A 17,790-nucleotide genomic window follows, 5' to 3' on the forward strand; every position below is an offset into this window, starting at 1 on the left:
AACGCACCAAACTTTTAAAAAGTATCTATCTTCCCATATTATTGGGTGGCTTTGGCACTTTCTTTGGCCTTGGCGTAAAAACCTTTGTAATCTGGTTGTAATTTAATATTGATACCTTCCTTGAAGTTACCATCTTTGGCAGAAACTTGAATGCTTGTACTAGGAACCCCCAACACCGTTACCAACTCTTTGGAAACGGATACCGCTTGGTCATAAGTAGGGCCAAATTCCCCCGTAATGTTGAGCCCTTCAATTTCGGTTTTAAAAGAAGGGTTGGCCAAAATTACCTTGGATACGTTGGCCAGCCATGCTTTACCAGCATCGGTTAGGGTGGTGGAGGTGTCAGAGCCAAAAAGACTGCTTAAGCTATTGGAAATAACAATTACGCCATCGCCAACACCAACATTGGCATTTTCACCCAAGGTTTGTTTAATTCGGGTCAAGGAAACAATAGCAGTGGAATCGTTTGCCGATATCATATCGTTTATACCGCTAAGCTGTTTTTCTTTTCTGGCCAAGGCAGCCATGGCGCGGTTTACATTTTCTGAATTTTGTTTTGAAAGCTCCGAGAAATTGCTCAAGTTGCCCAAGAGTGTTGCATTGGCATCCCTAAGACCTACATTTTCCACCTCCAAAGTTTCAGCTTTGGCTTTGCTGGAAGATATCTCTCGCTTGGCCTTGGCCAAATCCTGCTCAACACTTGATATTTGGGATTTTAAACTTTCAATCTCGGCCAAAAGATCGCTTTTTCTTTGTGAAAACATAGTTGCGGTCATGGCTAAGAATACAATAAGGGGTAACTTTTTTTTCATATGTGGTATGTGTATTGGTCTGTTTTAATCGACTGCTAAATTAGGATGTTTTTTTCAAAATTGGTCGTCCTCCCAAATGAGAACATTCATATAGACTTTGCATGGACTCGAACGGGACCACCACTTTTTTATATCGATACACGGCTTCGAGATCACTACTTAGGTAATCGTCATCCACGTTTACTTGGATATCGTTCATGGTAAATTGGCAAGGGTGTTCGTAACCGGCAGCATGGGTAATTTCCAAAAACTCTTTTCTGAAGGTCTTGAAGTATTGTGCCAATCGGTCAGACTTTAAAGGTACATTTATGCCGTTCTGAAGCCATTTGTTCTGGGTGGCGATACCAGTGGGACAACGATTGGTATGGCATACTTGTGCTTGTATACAGCCTATGCTCATCATAGCCTCCCGGGCTACATTGATGCAATCTACACCCATGGCAAAGGCCATGGCCGCCTTGGCTGGAAATCCCAGTTTCCCACTTCCAATGAAAACCACTCTTTCTGTTAATCCACGGTCTGCAAAAAGTCTATAGACTGATGAGAAACCATAAGTCCATGGAAGCGAGACATGGTCTGCAAAACTTGGGGGAGCGGCACCGGTTCCTCCTTCGCCGCCATCTATGGTGATAAAGTCAGGGCCCTTTCCCGATTTTTTCATCAAATCGGCCAATTCTTCCCATTGGTCCATTTTTCCCACAGCACCCTTGATGCCTACTGGCAGTCCGGTTTCATCGGCAATGGATTCTATGAGTTCTAAAAGCTCTGGGATAGAACTAAAGGCCTTGTGGGTTGAAGGGGAAAGTACATCTTTGCCCACTTCAACACCTCGAATATCGGCAATTTCATGGGTTATTTTAGCACCAGGCAAAACCCCGCCTTTTCCAGGCTTGGCTCCTTGTGAAAGCTTTATTTCCACTCCTTTTATACAAGGGTTTTCATCAACCAGTATTTTTAGCTTTTCCATCGAGAAATTGCCATCTCTTGATCTTACGCCAAAATACCCTGTGCCGAAATGAAAAATAACATCACCACCCTGTTTGTGATATGGGGATAGTCCTCCTTCCCCTGTATTGTGGTATGCTCCGGATTTTTCAACTCCTTGGTTCATGGCGGTCACTGCTGCAGCGGACAAAGAGCCAAAACTCATGGCGGATACATTTATTATAGAAGCAGGTCGAAAAGGTTTTCTTCGTTTGTTGTGAGCGCCAATGACTTTTGCACAGGGCAGAAAACAAGGGTCGGTAATATTGGGATGGGTATCGGATATTTGATATCCTATCATCGCATTCTTCACAAAAATGTGTTGATGGGCATAGATGTCACGATCCGTACCAAAGCCCTCATAATTATTTTCTTTTTTGGCCGAGGCATAAATCCAAGAACGTTCAATACGGTTGAAAGGTAGTTCTTCGCGATTATTGGCCACAAAATATTGACGCATTTCCGGACCAATGCTCTCCAACCAATATCGTAAATGACCTACCACTGGAAAATTATGACTGATGGTGTGCGCTTTCTGAAAAAAAATATCTCTAATGGCTACCAATAAAAGAAAAATAAGTATCCAGCCCCACCAAGGGATACTTCCAAGAAAATCCAATATAGACTCCATAATTACATGTTCAAATAGTCCAAAGTCAGTTGGGTCATGGTCCTTACGCCCAAAAGAAGTCCGCTGTCATCAATTTTGAAATCAGGGGTATGGTGTGGAAAGGACTCCGTGGTTCCCGGGGCCATTCCGCCCAAAAGGAAAAACATACCCGGCACTTTCTCTTGGAAATAGCTAAAGTCTTCGGCACCTGTAATAGCTTTGTGAATGGTAACATTGTCTTTGCCCGCTACTTTTTCAAGGGTAGGGGCCATTTGTGCCGTTAAATCCAAATCATTGAAAGTTATGGCTGTGGATGTGGTGATCTCAATGGTTGCTTCAGCACCATAGGCCTTAGCGATGGCAGGTACCATTTCTTCCATACGCTTATTGATGTGCTTTTGCATATCGTAATCCAAAGTTCGGATGGTACCGATCATTTCCGCACTTTCAGGGATGATATTGAATCGTACCCCACTAGTGATTTTACCCACAGAAATTACCGCAGCTTCATTGGTTAGGTTGGTCTCGCGGCTGATGATGGTCTGGAGGCCATCAATAATCTTGGCACTTATCATAATAGGGTCTATACCTGCCCAAGGTTGTGAACCATGGGTTTGCTTTCCTTTTACATTGATAACAAAACGTTGGGCAGCTGCCAAAGCCCCCCCAGGTTTGTACTTAATGGTATTGATGGGAGTTTGGGAATTAATGTGGAGACCAAAAATGGCATCCACATCGGGGTTTTGAAGAACACCTTCCTTGACCATTAGTTTGGCACCGCCTTCTTCACCGGGAGGTGGACCTTCCTCAGCAGGTTGAAAGACAAACTTGACAGTGCCCTTAATTTTGTCCTTGTTTTTGGACAATACTTCAGCCACCCCCATTAAAATGGCTGTATGGGTATCGTGCCCGCATGCGTGCATAACGCCTACTTCGCTTCCCAGAAACTCCGATTTTACCGTAGATTTAAATGGAAGGTCGTTGCGCTCTGTTACCGGAAGAGCATCGATGTCCGCTCTTAAAGCAACCACTTTACCGGGCTTTCCTCCTTTGAGTAGACCAACTACTCCGGTATGTGCGACCCCGGTTTGCACTTCTATACCCAAGGATTTTAGATGCTTCGCAATCTTTTCGGCTGTTTTGAACTCTCGGTTGCTAAGTTCTGGGTTTTGGTGGATATCACGGCGCCATTCAATGACTTTACTTTCAATATTCTGGTAATCTTTTTCCAATTTGGCGTCCTGGGCCCAAAGGGATAGGCCAGATGCCAAAAACACGAGAGTGATGATTTTGTTCATAAGAAATCAGTTTAAAATTTTATAAGTCGATATCCTTGGTTTTGTAATTGAATAAGGGCGGTCATGGCCGAAAGGGCTATCTTACTCCCAGGAATCAAATCCTCTTTGGGATATTTTCGGGAATTCGAAGATTGTCCGCATAAAATAACCTGTACTCCAGCATTCTGCAACTCTTTTACCAAATCGTAATTCGGATTTATGGTTCCGAAACGGTCTTGGTAAGCTTCATTGTGGGCAAGGTCCTTGGTAGCACCCCCATGAACTACCAATGCTACTTTTAGCTGGGATAGCGGAATACCATTTTGGGCATGCATGTTTAAAAAACGTGCCGCAGTTTCTATCTTTTTATTGATTTCTGTGTGGGAGTCAGGACTGTCCATGATATCGAACACCACTTTGAATTCAGCACTTGTATCGGTCTTGAAATCTTGGTTTTCCACAGCCCACACCGCTCCATGTTTCTCGAGGACAGGGCCTGTTTTCTTCTCCTGTGCATTTATCATAAGTCCAATAAAAAAACATGAAATGAGTAAAAAACGGGAATACTTCATCAGCAAAAAGTTGAGTTGTTAAATATATTCAATTCAAATCAAAACTCCTTCGTGTTTATAAATATTGACAGGATGATTTTAGCATGAGGGCTTTATTGGCTAATTTCACCCCTACTTTTTAAAAGCCGAGCATTTGAGTACTTTTTTGGATGAATTGAACGATGCACAACGAGCCCCTGTATTGCATAAGGATGGCCCGTTAATGGTGATTGCAGGAGCCGGTTCGGGGAAGACACGGGTATTGACCTATCGCATAGCCCACTTGATGAACCAAGGGGTGGATTCCTTCAACATTTTGGCCCTAACCTTTACCAACAAGGCAGCTCGTGAAATGAAGAAACGGATTGCCGATATTGTGGGTACTTCCGAAGCCAAAAATCTTTGGATGGGGACATTCCATTCTGTTTTTGCCAAGTTATTACGGTTTGATGGGGATAAATTGGGATTCCCAAGCAATTTCACCATTTACGATACCCAAGATTCCCAACGTTTGATAGCTTCCATTATCAAAGAGATGGGGTTAGACAAGGATATTTACAAGTACAAACAGATTCAGAATAGAATTTCGTCCTACAAGAATAGTTTGATTACCGTAAAGGCCTACTTTCAGAATCCAGAATTGGTAGAGGCCGATGCCATGGCCAAGCGTCCCCGGATGGGAGAAATATACCAGAATTATGTGGACCGCTGTTTTAAGGCCGGTGCTATGGATTTTGATGACCTTTTGTTGCGTACCAATGAATTACTAACGCGCTTTCCAGAGGTTCTGATGAAGTATCAAGATAGGTTCCGATATATTTTGGTGGATGAGTACCAAGATACCAATCACTCGCAGTACCTTATTGTAAAGGCCTTGTCGGACCGTTACCAAAATATTTGCGTAGTTGGGGACGACGCCCAAAGTATCTATTCCTTCCGTGGGGCCAATATCAGTAACATCCTAAATTTTCAAAGGGATTATGATGATGTGGCGGTCTATCGACTGGAGCAAAACTATCGATCCACCAAGAACATTGTCAATGCTGCCAACTCCATCATCGAAAAGAACAAAGATCAGTTGGAAAAGGTGGTATGGACTTCCAATGATGCAGGCAATAAGATCATTATCCATAGAAGTATCACCGACGCAGAGGAGGGGAGATATGTGGCAGGTTCCATTTTTGAAAATAAGATGCAGCAACAGATGCAAAATGGGGATTTTGCTGTGCTGTACCGTACCAATTCACAATCGAGGGCCATTGAAGATGCTCTTCGAAAGCGGGATATCCCATATCGAATTTATGGTGGATTGTCTTTTTACCAACGCAAGGAAATCAAGGATGTTTTGGCCTATTTGCGATTGATTGTCAATCCCAAGGACGAAGAAGCCCTAAAACGGGTCATCAACTTTCCAGCTAGGGGTATTGGGCAAACCACCATAGATAAACTCATTGTCGCTGCCAATCATTACGGACGTTCCATTTATGAAGTGATGGAACATTTGGAGAAGCTCAACCTCAATATAAATACTGGAACCAAACGCAAGTTGCAGGATTTTGTGACCATGATCAAGAGTTTTCAAATCATGAACGAAGGTTCTGATGCGTTCACCTTGGCAGAACACGTGTCCAAGAAGACCGGTTTGTTGTTGGAATTCAAGAAAGATGGGACCCCGGAGGGAATTGCACGAATGGAAAATATTGAAGAGCTCTTGAACGGAATCAAGGACTTTGTGGAAGGGCAAAAAGAGTTGGCGGATGCCACAGGAAGCTTAACGGAGTTTCTGGAAGATGTGGCCTTGGCTACAGACATGGACAAGGATGTTGGTGATGATGATAGGGTAGCCTTGATGACCATCCACTTGGCTAAAGGATTGGAGTTTCCTTATGTGTATGTTGTGGGGATGGAAGAGGACCTTTTTCCATCGGCTATGAGCATGAACACCCGTAGTGAGTTGGAAGAGGAAAGGCGATTGTTCTACGTGGCGCTTACTAGAGCCGAAAAGCAGGCCTATTTAACCTATACCCAAAATAGATATCGGTGGGGTAAACTTATTGATGCTGAGCCCAGTAGGTTTTTAGAAGAGATAGATGAACAATATGTGGAGAACCTTACCCCGGTAAACGATGGGTATCGGTATAAATCCATGATCAATGCCAATATTTTTGGTGAGGTCGACAAGAGCAAACTCCGACAGGTGAAACCAAGCAATGGTACGCCGCCCAGCGTGCAACGCCCCAATGAAAATCAATTGCGCAAACTACGAAAATTGAAACCTGATTTGGCTTCGCCTTCAGCGGGTAATCCAATGATAGATTCCGATTTAACGGAAGGTTCCCTAGTGAACCATACCCGTTTTGGTAGGGGCAGGGTTGTGAAAATTGAGGGTGTAGGAAACGATAGGAAAGCAGAAATTCAGTTTGAGCAGGGTGGAATAAAAAAGCTGCTGCTCCGTTTCGCAAAGCTGGAGGTTTTAAAAAATTGACCCGAAAAAGGAATTATTTATAGGATATTTCCAGTTTTTCCTCAGCTGACGCAAACTTTTCGCCATCAAATGCCAAGGTTTTAATAACGGTGGCAGAATCCAAAGCCTTGGAAATTAAAATATGGGAACCATTTTTTGAAACCTCAAAATCCATTGATTGAATATCACTATCGGCAAAGGATTTTTCCGATGAGATAAACGTGGTATTCAACGGAAAAACCGGAGTTTCTTCCAAATGGCCACTTTTTAGGGTGTACGCATGCAATCGAAAATTAGGGTGCCCCATGGCTTCACTGTGACCGTGGAATGTGTAGATGGTATTTCCTGATACAGGTTCAATTTGGTAGACTTTGTCATAAACCATTGGTTTTCCGTACAAAGAGGTGGGTAGTACTCGGTCTCCTGATTTGTACAGCGCTATGTTTTTAATACTTTGTTCCGACGAGCCCATCCGAGTATCCCAAGAGAACACCCCCACTTTTTTATCTTTCGATACTATAAATGTGAAATCATGTTTTTTGGATTTGAACTCAACCGCCAATTCTTCCAATAATTGTGGAGCATCAATACTTTCTATGGTTTTTCGTATTTCTTCATTAATATGAACCACAGCTTCGGATGAACCTTTAGCTTTCGTGGGGACATTGGAAAGATTAATGAATAAACTATCCAAGGAGTAAATCAACGCTTTACCGGTATTGAATTTTTTTAGGTTATTTTGCTTGTTGGTGCAATTCAACAGCCCAAAACAGGCAATTAAAATGACAGGTAGTAGTATATGGTTGAATTTCATAGCAATAGAGATTCTGATTCACTTATTATGCAAACTTCCCAGTTTAAACTTGATAAAAGGGTCCTTAATTTATTAATGCCCTAATCTATTTGATGAATAGCTGTTTTGATTGGATGGATGCAAAAAGAGATCATGGGTTGAGTGTCTTATCATATTTTTAACTAAAGCGACCTTTTTTAGGGAAGTATGTTTTCAAAGTAAACTTTGTTACCTTGCGTAGAGATTGGCATTGGAGCCATTTCTAGGCATGTATGGCAGAGTTTATCAAACTTTATGAAGAAAACCCAAACCCAAGACAGGTTGAGAAAATTGGCAATGTTTTGCGGAAGGGTGGGCTGGTAATTTACCCTACCGATACGGTATATGGATTAGGCTGTGATATTACGAATTCCAAAGCCCTGCAGCGTATCGCAAGGATTAAGGGGATAAAATTGGAAAAGGCCAATTGGTCCTTTGTCTGCGCGGATTTGAGCAATCTATCGGACTATGTTAGGCAGATTGATTCTTCAACCTTCAAAATATTAAAACGTACACTGCCGGGCCCCTATACTTTTATCCTTCCCGGAAATAACAATCTTCCCAAGGATTTCAAAAAAAAGAAAACCGTGGGGATTCGGGTTCCCGATAATGCTATTGCCAGGGCTTTGGTCACAGAATTGGGAAATCCCATAGTTTCCACATCCATACATGATGAGGATGATATTTTGGAGTACACCACAGATCCGGAACTTATTTATGAGAAGTGGCAAAATTTGGTGGACGTTGTGATAGATGGTGGCTATGGAGATAACATGGCTTCCACGGTCATAGACCTATCAACCGGTGTGCCCGAAGTGGTAAGGGAAGGGAAGGGAGATTCGGATATTTTTTAGCATAAAAAAAGCGGCTCAATTGAGCCGCTTTTCGTTTAGTATAATTACTAAGATCTTATTTTCCGCCACCGCCGATGGCAGGATCTTTCATGCCTTCTTCGATCATGCTATAGAACTGATCAATTTTTGGAAGTACCACGATACGGGTTCTTCTGTTTTTGGCTCTGTCGGCAGAGGTTTCATTGCTTACCAAAGGAATATAGTAGCTACGTCCAGCAGCAGTCATCCTAGCTGGGTCTACACCGAAATCATTTTGAAGGATTCGTACAACAGAAGTTGCTCTTTTGGCACTTAAGTCCCAGTTGTCCAGTAGAACACCGCTTCTGTAAGGTACATTGTCGGTATGACCTTCTACCATGAACTCAAAATCGGGTTTGTTGTTTACTACCTTGGCTACTTTGCCCAATACTTCTTTGGCTGCGTTGGTTACGTTGTAGCTACCGCTTCTGAACAATAGTTTGTCAGAAATGGAAACGAATACAACACCTTTCTCAACACTGATTTCAATGTCTTCATCATCCAAGTTGCCCAATACACCTTTCAAGCTCTGTACCAAAGAAAGGTTAACAGAATCCCTTCGGGTAACGGCATCTTGCAATTTTCTGATGGTAAGATCTTTTTCACGTAAGCTTTCCAAAGATTTTTCAAGGTTCTCGGCACCTTTTGTGGTAAGGGTGGTCAAGTTGCCCATGTTGTTGATGAGCTCTTGGTTATTGGCCTTAAGGAAGGCGTTTTGATCTTCAAGGGTCTGAAGTCTTGAATCTGCCGTTGCTTTCTCTTCCAAACAGTCGTTCAACTTAACAGTGGCAGAGTTCAATAAATCTTGGGTTTCTTTTTGCTTGGCTTCCAGATCAGCATATTTCTTTTGTGATACACAAGATGATAGTAGAACTGTCATCGCCAATGTTCCTAGAAAAACTTTTTTCATAGTTCAGAATATAATTTAAGGATTGTTAGATATCTCTTTGTAAAAAATCTCGACCAAAATTAGATAAAATGCAAATCTTCCTTATTTCGGTATAGTTAATCTTTTACTAAAATGTTAAAATTCTTTATTTGATGTACGAAATGTGACCATACAATGGATGTCGTGGTGTGGTACTTTAATATAAAATTAGCTTTTTCCCGCTTTTTGTACATTTTTCTAAAGTTACCATAAAAACTGATATGCGCTCGTAGAATTGCCAGACAATGATTGAATTTTAATTGAAAGATAAACCTTAGGGCAGCAATACCATCCAAAACCAAGCGCATAAAAATAATGGGAAAGGCTTTTTTCCTAGGAAGGTTCTTGGTGATAGAGTAGAGAGAATTCCTGAAATTGAGGAAGGTTTTCTTAGGATTCATGTTCTTTAATGTAGACCCGCCCAAGTGGAATACATGGCTATGGCCTACATAAAGAATTTTGTGGCCAGCATTTTTAGCTCTCCAGCAGAGATCTACTTCTTCTTGATGGGCAAAGTAGTCCTCATCAAAACCATTCAGCGATTCAAACACATTTCGACGGATGAACATGCAGGCTCCTGTGGCCCAAAAAATTTCCTTTACATCATTGTATTGGCCTGTATCCTTTTCCAATGCCTGAAATATTCTACCTCGGCAGAACGGGTACCCCAACATATCAATAAATCCCCCGGCTGCACCGGCATACTCAAAATGATCCTTCTGTTTTAGGTCTAATATTTTGGGCTGTATTATGGCAATGTCTTGTTGGGTATTGAAAATCTTTATGATTGGAGTCAGCCAATCTGGGGTTACTTCCACATCTGAATTCAATAGGCAGAAGATGTCGGCGTCTATGGATTTTAGTCCATCATTATACCCCTTGGCAAAACCGCCGTTAAGATCATTTTGTACAATGCCAATAGTGGGATAGTGTTGTTTAATGAATGCAACGGAGCCATCAGTACTGGCATTGTCCACCACATAAATATCTGCACCTTCAGAGTGGTTTATTACAGAAGGAAGGAACCTTTTGAGCAAGGCTTCCCCATTCCAATTGAGTATGACTACGGCAACTTTCAAAACGGGTGCAAATTAACGGCTAAAATCAGGAATTTCCTTTAAAAACCTATATTTTTCCTCTTGATGGTCCATTTCACAATAATAGTGCTCCAGTCCATTGGTTACCATGAGGTATTGGGACTGTAATTGCAGGTTATATCGGGCAATTTGATCAAAAGTGGATTGGTTTATTTTGATTTCGGGTGACTTGCATTCCACCAACAGGAAAATAGAGCCATCGGGATTAAAAACGACCACATCATACCTTTTTTTCAACGTATTCACCGTCAACTGCTTTTCAACATTTATGAGGCTTTTGGGATATTTCTTTGTAAAGACCAAAAAATGAAGTACATGCTGGCGTACCCATTCCTCTGGTTGGAGCACCACAAATTTTTTGCGTATTCCGTCAAAAATATAGTGTCTATTTTGGCTATTTTTGATTCGGAACGAGTACGCTGGAAAGTTTAAAGGTTGCATTAGGCAAATTTGATGATTTTTTTCTGAATGGATAGGATAAAGGAAATTGTAGCTGAAATAGACGCAGGAAACCCAAAACCCATTTATTTTTTAATGGGAGAGGAACCCTATTACATCGATAGGATTTCAAAGTATATTTCTGACAACGTCCTTACTGAAGATGAAAAAGGTTTTAACCAGATGGTACTTTATGGAAAAGATACCAGCGTGGACGAAGTAATTTCCAATGCCAAACGGTTTCCTATGATGGCCGAGCACCAAGTGGTGATCGTTAAGGAGGCCCAACACCTTTCGAGAACCATCGAGAACCTGACATCCTACGCTGAAAATCCGCAGCCCACGACCATTTTGGTTATCTGCTATAAATACAAAAAGTTGGATAAGCGTAAGAAGCTCTATAAAACCATTCAAAAGAAAGGGGAACTTTTTGAGAGCAAGAAACTCTACGAGAATCAGGTGTCGGAGTGGATAAGAAGGACCCTTGCCAGTAAAAAGTACAAGATTTCTCCCAAGGCATGTATGTTATTGGTTGAGTTTTTGGGAACGGATTTGGGGAAAATCAACAACGAACTGGATAAGTTGACCTTGGTAGTGCAGCCTTCTACGGAAATCACCCCCGAGGTAATAGAGGAAAATATAGGAATCAGCAAGGATTTCAACAATTTTGAATTAAAGAAAGCAATAGGGGAAAAGGATGTGACCAAAGCATCCCGTATCATTGATTATTTTGCGCAAAACCCCAAGGACAACCCGTTTGTGGTAACCGTAACCTTGCTGAACACCTTCTTTACCCAATTGCTGCAATATCATGGACTAAGTGACCATTCTCCAGGAAATGTGGCCAAAGTATTGGGTGTAAACCCATATTTCGTTAAAGAATACTCGGTTGCCGCCAAAAACTACCCCATGAAAAGAGTTAGCGGGATTATATCAGGCTTAAGGAATTTGGACCTTAAGGGCAAAGGGGTGGGGGCCAATAATATGGCACAGGCAGATTTACTTAAAGAATTACTGACCGAAATTGTCTAGAGCTATTTCTTGTCTACACTATACTTGCCGGGACCCAAAAGAAAAATAACAACAAAGACCACAAAAAAGAGCAGTGCCTTTTCCTTGGTTCCGAAAGGGTCCGCCCCATGGATCATAAAGGCGGCCACAGCCATGGTAATCGCTGTTGGAATGGCAGCCCATCTGGTTTTAAAGCCAATGATCATCAAAAGCGGACAGATAAATTCACCGATTACAGCCAAAAATAGGGAAGGAGCTTCGCCTATGCCAAATGGGTTGGCAAATTCTGTATTTCCGTTGATAAGTTTTAAGAGTTTTGGATATCCATGGGTCAACATGAACACTGAAGGAACAATTCTTAACAGTGCCAAGCCCAAGTGGACCAATGTGTTATTTTTCATTTGGGGGATTTTTTGTCCGTGTGAAAATATTAATTAAGTTTTTAATTCATGCAAGAAAAGCACATAAAAATGTGCTGCTAACTTTTATTTTGGACAAAAAACGGAATTACCTTAGACTTGGAAAGGAGTTGGGATCGGTTTCCTGCATAATTTGGTATACCTTTTCAAAGATGTCCTCTGCATTGGGTTTAGAAAAATAATCTCCATCTGAAGCATAGGCAGGTCTGTGGGCCTTTGAGGTCAAGGTTTGTGGCGCACTGTCCAAAAAGCGGTATCCGTCCTGTTTTTCCAGTATTTCTTGAAGTAGATAAGCAGAGCAGCCTCCAGGAACATCTTCATCAATAATTAATAGTCTATTGGTTTTTTGAAGACTTTTTACCACATCATGATCCAAATCAAAAGGGAGAAGTGATTGTACATCGATTACTTCGGCATCAATACCGACTTCCAATAGATCTTGGGCCACTTTTTCCACTATGCGAAGGGTAGAACCGTAGGATAGTAGGGTAATGTCAGACCCTTCCTTTAGGGTTTCCACTTTTCCAATCGGCGTACAAAATTCCCCCAGATTGGAAGGTTTTTTCTCTTTGAGACGATATCCATTCAGGCTTTCGATGACCAAGGCAGGTTCGTCACTTTTCAATAGTGTATTGTAAAAACCTGCTGCTTGGGTCATGTTCCTAGGTACTAGGATGTGCATTCCCCTTAGTAAATGTACCAATCCGCCCATAGGTGAACCGGAATGCCAAATGCCTTCCAGCCTGTGCCCTCGGGTACGTACGATCAATGGGGCCTTTTGTTTTCCTACGGTGCGATACAGCAATGAGGCCAAATCATCACTTAGAGTTTGAATGGCGTAGAGGATATAGTCCAAATATTGGATTTCTGCAATGGGTCTAAGACCTCTCAACGCTAGACCAATACCTTGCCCTATAATGGAGGTTTCTCTAATGCCGGTATCGGCCACGCGAAGCTCTCCATATTTTTTTTGAAGGCCCTCCAGTCCTTGGTTAACATCACCTATGTTACCTGTATCTTCTCCAAAGACCATGGTTTTTGGATATTTGTTGAAGAGCACATCAAAATTGTCGCGAAGTATGATTCTTCCGTCTACTTCCTCGCCTTTTTCAGAATAAGTAGGGCTTATTGGCTTTACGTGGGCAGCACTATTGGGGAGTTCACTGTAAAGGTGCGAACTGTATTTTGGTTGAGACTCATTTAAAAAGTCCTGAACCCATTGTTGAAGCTGCTCTTTTTCTTGGTTTTCTTCACCCAAGACGTAGCGAAGGGCAGTCCTGGACTTGGAAGCCAAATCTTTTTTAAGAGGCTCTTCAATGGCGATTAAATCATTCTTTATTTTAGTGATGAAAGCACGGTTTGAACTTTTGTCAGCAGCATTGGACAACAACTGCACAAGCTGTTTTTTAGCTACAAGATGCGGTTTCAGGAATTCTAGCCATGCTTCTTTTTTTGCAGCCCTGACTTTTTGTTTTATTTCCCGTTCCAGTTTTTTGAGTTCCTCTTCTGTACTTACTCCATTTTCAAGAATCCATTCCCTAAATCGTTTATTGCAGTCGTTTTCCCTTTCCCATTCCAAACGATCTGCAGACTTGTATCGCTCATGTGATCCAGATGTGGAGTGTCCTTGGGGTTGGGTGAGTTCTGTAACATGGATTAATACTGGAACATGGTTTTCCCGGGCAATATCAGATGCATTTTCAAAGGTATGGGTAAGGGCTGTGTAATCCCACCCCTTTACTTTCAATATTTCATATCCTGCAGCATTTTCATTGCGTTGCAGGCCTTTTAGCATCTCGGAAATATCCCCTTTGGTGGTGTGGAATTCAGCGGGTACGGAAATACCGTATTCATCATCCCAAATGCAGATGACCATGGGCACTTGCATTACCCCGGCAGCATTTACAGTTTCAAAAAAATGTCCTTCACTGGTGCTGGCATTTCCAATGGTGCCCCATGCGACCTCATTTCCATTGTTGGAAAAATTGGTCTGATCCATTTCCTTGACATTACGATATATCTTAGAGGCTTGGGCCAATCCAAGAAGTCGCGGCATTTGTCCGGCAGTACATGAAATGTCGGCACTACTGTTTTTTTGTTTGGTAAGGTCCTTCCATGTGCCATCTTCATTAAGGCTATGGGTAACAAAATGCCCGCCCATTTGCCTTCCAGCACTCATGGGTTCCTTTTCCAAATCTGTGGTGGCATAAAGACCGTGGAAAAATTCCTTTGGAGTGAGATATCCTAGAGCCATCATAAAGGTTTGGTCCCTGTAGTACCCACTTCTAAAATCCCCATCTTGAAAGGCCCTGGCCATGGCAAGCTGAGGCAGTTCCTTACCATCCCCAAATATGCCAAACTTGGCTTTTCCCGACAATACTTCCCGTCTTCCGAGTAAGCTGCATTCCCTACTGGTGACCGCAACCTCATAATCCTGAAGGATTTGGGATTGAAAGTCATCAAAGGAAATATCGTTGCTTGTACTTGGATCGGGTTTCATGGACGGTCTAAGATTTCTGCGAAAGTACTAAAATACATTCAAAACAGCAATATGAAACCCTGTTAATAAAATATCAATTCAATAAAAATTTGTTTAAAAAACAAAGATATTTTAAAATTGATGTTTGTTTGTGGGGTGTTTTTTGGGAATATGATAATATTAAAACCATTTCCGGGTAAAGAGTCCTATGAGCGTCTTAGGGCTGATCGTGACCACAAAACGAATGCGTTCTTCATAATTATTCTGGGCAATTTCCCATCCTCTATTGGAATATACAGGAAAGTATAGTTCAAAATAATCGGTGACCAGATTGAGCCTTATGCCAGAATCATATACGAAGCGGGCATCTTCGCCCTTGTTTTTAAGATAGCCAACATCCCCGTAAGCCTCAATCCATCGCCAAATATTAGTACTGGCATTTGCGGTGATCATCCAATCGTTGGCAAAGGGATTCTCAAGTTTTGATTTAAAACCACCTTCGGAAATAATAATTTGTTGACTGTAAAGCCCAGAACTTTCCGATCGTCCCAAATAACTTAGGTCGAACATATAATCGGTGGGGCGATCAAGGGCAAAACTGAAAAAATCGGAATCGGTTTTGTTGCGTAAAAACTTACCAGCAAATAGTCTAAGGTTCAGCTGTCGGTTACTTTGGAATAGTTTGCGGTATTCCATTTCAAAAGCGAGTTTGGTAAAATCACTGGAATGTTGTGCATCCAAAAACCATGAATTGTAGTTTAGGATATTGTTGTCCACATCTATGAAGCGAACATTCATTACACTATAGTCTGGATCGGTGTCGATTTGATCCGCAATATTGTCATCGATACTTCTAAAAACATTCCGGTATCTAAAAAGTAGACTTTGTCTACGGTTGGACAGCAAATCATTGGGCCGCCACCCAAAGCTTACAGCCGGGGTAAGTGTTGAAAAGCGGGAGTTGACCTGAAAATGCGAGGTAGAACCTGTAATAGAATAATTGGTGACATATAGCCCCGTTTTCTGGTGATATTTCCTGTAGTGCATGGTAGCTTTGCCCACAAGGGTTCGTTCCAAAAAAGAATAGGTGGGCGAAATGTCGTATTGAAAGGGGCGTTCCAAAAAGGTCTTGTTATAGATGCGCATTCCCGGCGTTATACCATCATAAATATTGAAGTTGGCAATGGGCACATAGAAGACTTGGTTGTAATAGGGGTCTTCGGTATCCTTGAAAAATTGGAATTTTAGTTTTTTGTTGCTTGAGAAAAAACCGTTAAGGGTTTTCCAATTGTCACGTTGATTGAACTCCGGAATCTTTTGGTCATAGTTGAGCACCATCCGATCTTCCCCATTCCTGGGTATGGTCACGGTCTTGGTAGTATCGATATCGGTGAACCAATACTGGGAAACCACAGAATCCTTTTGAAGACCAAATAGCGAAATGGGCACGTTGGTGCCTCTTTTGTTTTTCAGGACCAAAGTAATGGAATCCTCGGTCTTGTTTATGTTCTTGATTTTAAAATCAATCTTTTTATCAGTAGTTACATACTCATCAAAGAACCATTTTATATCCTTATCAGCAAACTGCTCCAAGGTTTTTCTAAAATCCAAAGCATTTACTTTGGACGTTAAACGATGGTTTTTGTAGAACTCGATGATACTGCTGTCTACCTTTTTGTCTCCTAAATATTCGGAAAGGTAAGACATGCCCAATCCTGCCTTGTACCCATTGGCGATTTTCTGGTTGAACTTAATCAATGAGTCATTGCGGACAGTTAATGCTTGGTCAATATTCTTCCGGACAGGTAACATGCTCAACAAGGCATATTGTTCGTTAAAGTCCATTTGAGCCAAATGGAAGCCTTTAATCCCCCAAATCTTGGATAGTTTTCCGGCCAATTTCTGTTTGGGATAATGGTCTTCCACATATTTGATCATCAGATAATAGGCGATGGCATCGCTCACCCAACGCTCCTGTCTTGGGTCAAGGAATAGGGTTTCTTTCAGGAAACTATTGATGGCTGTCTTCAGAAACTTCATTTCAAACTGGAAACGTTCATCATACGGCCTTATAAAGGAGGGAAGTTGATTAATGCCGTACAAAGGGGCCTTGTTATAGGCAAACTCGCTTACCAGCAGATTGTCATGCGGATATTCCCCTAAATTTTCTTCAAGAAACTGAGACACTTTGTTTATTGATATGCCCTGGGATATCTCATCATATTTGTTGGACTCCAAGTCCGAAGTAACAGTTAGGTGGCCGGTAACATGCTTGGTGAACCTCTTGAAAGGGCTCAAAATGATTTCACAGCTTTTCCGGTTTTTTCCAGTAAGTGTTACATATTGTCCCCTAGGAAACTTGGTAGTATTGGACTCATCGTAATTCGTGGCCAAAAACAGTTTGTCAGGATATTTTAGATTGATGGATGTATTGGTGACATCGGTATACAGATCATCCAAGTTTACATTGTCATACAAAAGCCATCCTTCGTTAAAAACTGCTGGGGTGAGGTACCAATCCTTGAGGTTGTACCCCTGACCAGTAAATCCGTAGGTGGTGAACTTGGCACTGGGTAGATGAACAGTATACGTGAAGAACAGCTGAATAGATTGTCCAGGCTCTAGAACTTGTTCTAGTTTAACGGCAATTACATCTCTGTTTTCAACACGCTTCCAATCCAATCCAGAATAATCATTTCCGACTATGGTTTTTATTTCGGTATATCCTCGCTCCTTGTCCTTGGCCAAGTGTAGGCTACGGTTGAATTCCTCTGCGAATCGTTTGGCCAATGCGGTATTCTTGTTGGCATAGGCGTGGTTCCAATCGTTAAAGTAGAGGGTGGATATCCCATTTTGGGATGCATTAACGTATGTGAATCCCTGCCGCACCTGTATTTGTTGTGATTCATGGTCCAGAATTGCGGTGATTTCATTGGTGTGTTGTCCCCACAGAGAGGAGCATACCGTAAAAAACAGCAAAGAAATCCGAACTAAAGAGAAATGCGCCGTCAATAAA

14 protein-coding genes are annotated in these 17,790 nt (G+C 41.8%); 3 read left to right on the plus strand and 11 right to left on the minus strand.

The window, feature by feature from the left end; translation table 11 throughout:
* Nucleotides 1-38 precede the first annotated feature (38 nt).
* Genes EZV76_RS12550 through EZV76_RS12565 form a run of 4 tightly spaced genes read right to left on the minus strand, consistent with a single transcriptional unit; the run spans nt 39 to nt 4,255 of the window.
* A complete protein-coding gene (locus EZV76_RS12550) occupies nt 39-812 on the minus strand; it encodes a mitotic spindle assembly checkpoint protein MAD1 (RefSeq protein ID WP_136566912.1) in 774 nt (257 codons plus the stop codon).
* Nucleotides 813-852: 40 nt separating this feature from the next.
* Nucleotides 853-2,427 (minus strand): FMN-binding glutamate synthase family protein, encoded by a 1,575-nt coding sequence (locus EZV76_RS12555; RefSeq protein ID WP_136566913.1) that lies wholly within the window; start codon nt 2,425-2,427, stop codon nt 853-855.
* Nucleotides 2,428-2,429: 2 nt separating this feature from the next.
* Nucleotides 2,430-3,704 (minus strand): amidohydrolase, encoded by a 1,275-nt coding sequence (locus EZV76_RS12560; RefSeq protein WP_136566914.1) that lies wholly within the window; start codon nt 3,702-3,704, stop codon nt 2,430-2,432.
* Between the two features lie 11 nt (nt 3,705-3,715).
* Nucleotides 3,716-4,255 (minus strand): DsrE family protein, encoded by a 540-nt coding sequence (locus EZV76_RS12565; protein WP_136566915.1) that lies wholly within the window; start codon nt 4,253-4,255, stop codon nt 3,716-3,718.
* A 133-nt stretch (nt 4,256-4,388) separates the two neighbouring features.
* Here EZV76_RS12565 and EZV76_RS12570 point away from each other — a divergent pair, with 133 nt between their 5' ends.
* A complete protein-coding gene (locus EZV76_RS12570) occupies nt 4,389-6,719 on the plus strand; it encodes an ATP-dependent helicase (RefSeq protein ID WP_136566916.1) in 2,331 nt (776 codons plus the stop codon).
* Nucleotides 6,720-6,732: 13 nt separating this feature from the next.
* On the opposite strand, the gene EZV76_RS12575 is transcribed toward EZV76_RS12570, so the two are convergent.
* Nucleotides 6,733-7,512: a hypothetical protein gene (locus EZV76_RS12575; protein ID WP_136566917.1), complete on the minus strand. Its 780-nt coding sequence runs from the start codon at nt 7,510-7,512 to the stop codon at nt 6,733-6,735.
* Between the two features lie 251 nt (nt 7,513-7,763).
* Between EZV76_RS12575 and EZV76_RS12580 the strand changes: the two genes are divergently transcribed.
* A complete protein-coding gene (locus EZV76_RS12580; protein ID WP_136566918.1) occupies nt 7,764-8,384 on the plus strand; it encodes an L-threonylcarbamoyladenylate synthase in 621 nt (206 codons plus the stop codon).
* 55 nt (nt 8,385-8,439) lie between these two features.
* Here EZV76_RS12580 and EZV76_RS12585 read toward each other — a convergent pair whose 3' ends face one another.
* From EZV76_RS12585 to EZV76_RS12595, 3 genes are all read right to left on the minus strand, one after another.
* Nucleotides 8,440-9,312, minus strand: a complete 873-nt coding sequence (locus EZV76_RS12585; protein WP_136566919.1) for an OmpA/MotB family protein — start codon at nt 9,310-9,312, stop codon at nt 8,440-8,442.
* 95 nt (nt 9,313-9,407) lie between these two features.
* Entirely contained in the window at nt 9,408-10,409 is a 1,002-nt protein-coding gene (locus tag EZV76_RS12590; protein ID WP_136566920.1) for a glycosyltransferase family 2 protein, read from the minus strand.
* Nucleotides 10,410-10,421: 12 nt separating this feature from the next.
* Nucleotides 10,422-10,868 carry a type I restriction enzyme HsdR N-terminal domain-containing protein gene (locus EZV76_RS12595; protein ID WP_136566921.1) on the minus strand — a complete coding sequence of 149 codons (447 nt, stop codon included), beginning with the start codon at nt 10,866-10,868 and terminating at the stop codon, nt 10,422-10,424.
* 27 nt (nt 10,869-10,895) lie between these two features.
* Between EZV76_RS12595 and holA the strand changes: the two genes are divergently transcribed.
* A complete protein-coding gene (gene holA, locus EZV76_RS12600; protein ID WP_136566922.1) occupies nt 10,896-11,897 on the plus strand; it encodes a DNA polymerase III subunit delta in 1,002 nt (333 codons plus the stop codon).
* Nucleotides 11,898-11,899: 2 nt separating this feature from the next.
* On the opposite strand, the gene EZV76_RS12605 is transcribed toward holA, so the two are convergent.
* The 3 genes from EZV76_RS12605 to EZV76_RS12615 all read right to left on the minus strand — a co-directional run bounded on the left by EZV76_RS12605 (nt 11,900) and on the right by EZV76_RS12615 (nt 17,786).
* Nucleotides 11,900-12,277, minus strand: a complete 378-nt coding sequence (locus tag EZV76_RS12605) for a DoxX family protein (RefSeq protein WP_136566923.1) — start codon at nt 12,275-12,277, stop codon at nt 11,900-11,902.
* A 106-nt stretch (nt 12,278-12,383) separates the two neighbouring features.
* Nucleotides 12,384-14,795: an alpha-ketoacid dehydrogenase subunit alpha/beta gene (locus tag EZV76_RS12610; RefSeq protein ID WP_136566924.1), complete on the minus strand. Its 2,412-nt coding sequence runs from the start codon at nt 14,793-14,795 to the stop codon at nt 12,384-12,386.
* 159 nt (nt 14,796-14,954) lie between these two features.
* The gene (locus EZV76_RS12615; protein ID WP_236640917.1) at nt 14,955-17,786 is read right to left on the minus strand and encodes a gluzincin family metallopeptidase; all 2,832 of its coding nucleotides are present in this window, start codon (nt 17,784-17,786) and stop codon (nt 14,955-14,957) included.
* Nucleotides 17,787-17,790 lie beyond the last annotated feature (4 nt).

The sequence above is a fragment of the Flagellimonas alvinocaridis genome (assembly GCF_004916895.1).
GTDB classification, from domain to species: domain Bacteria; phylum Bacteroidota; class Bacteroidia; order Flavobacteriales; family Flavobacteriaceae; genus Flagellimonas; species Flagellimonas alvinocaridis.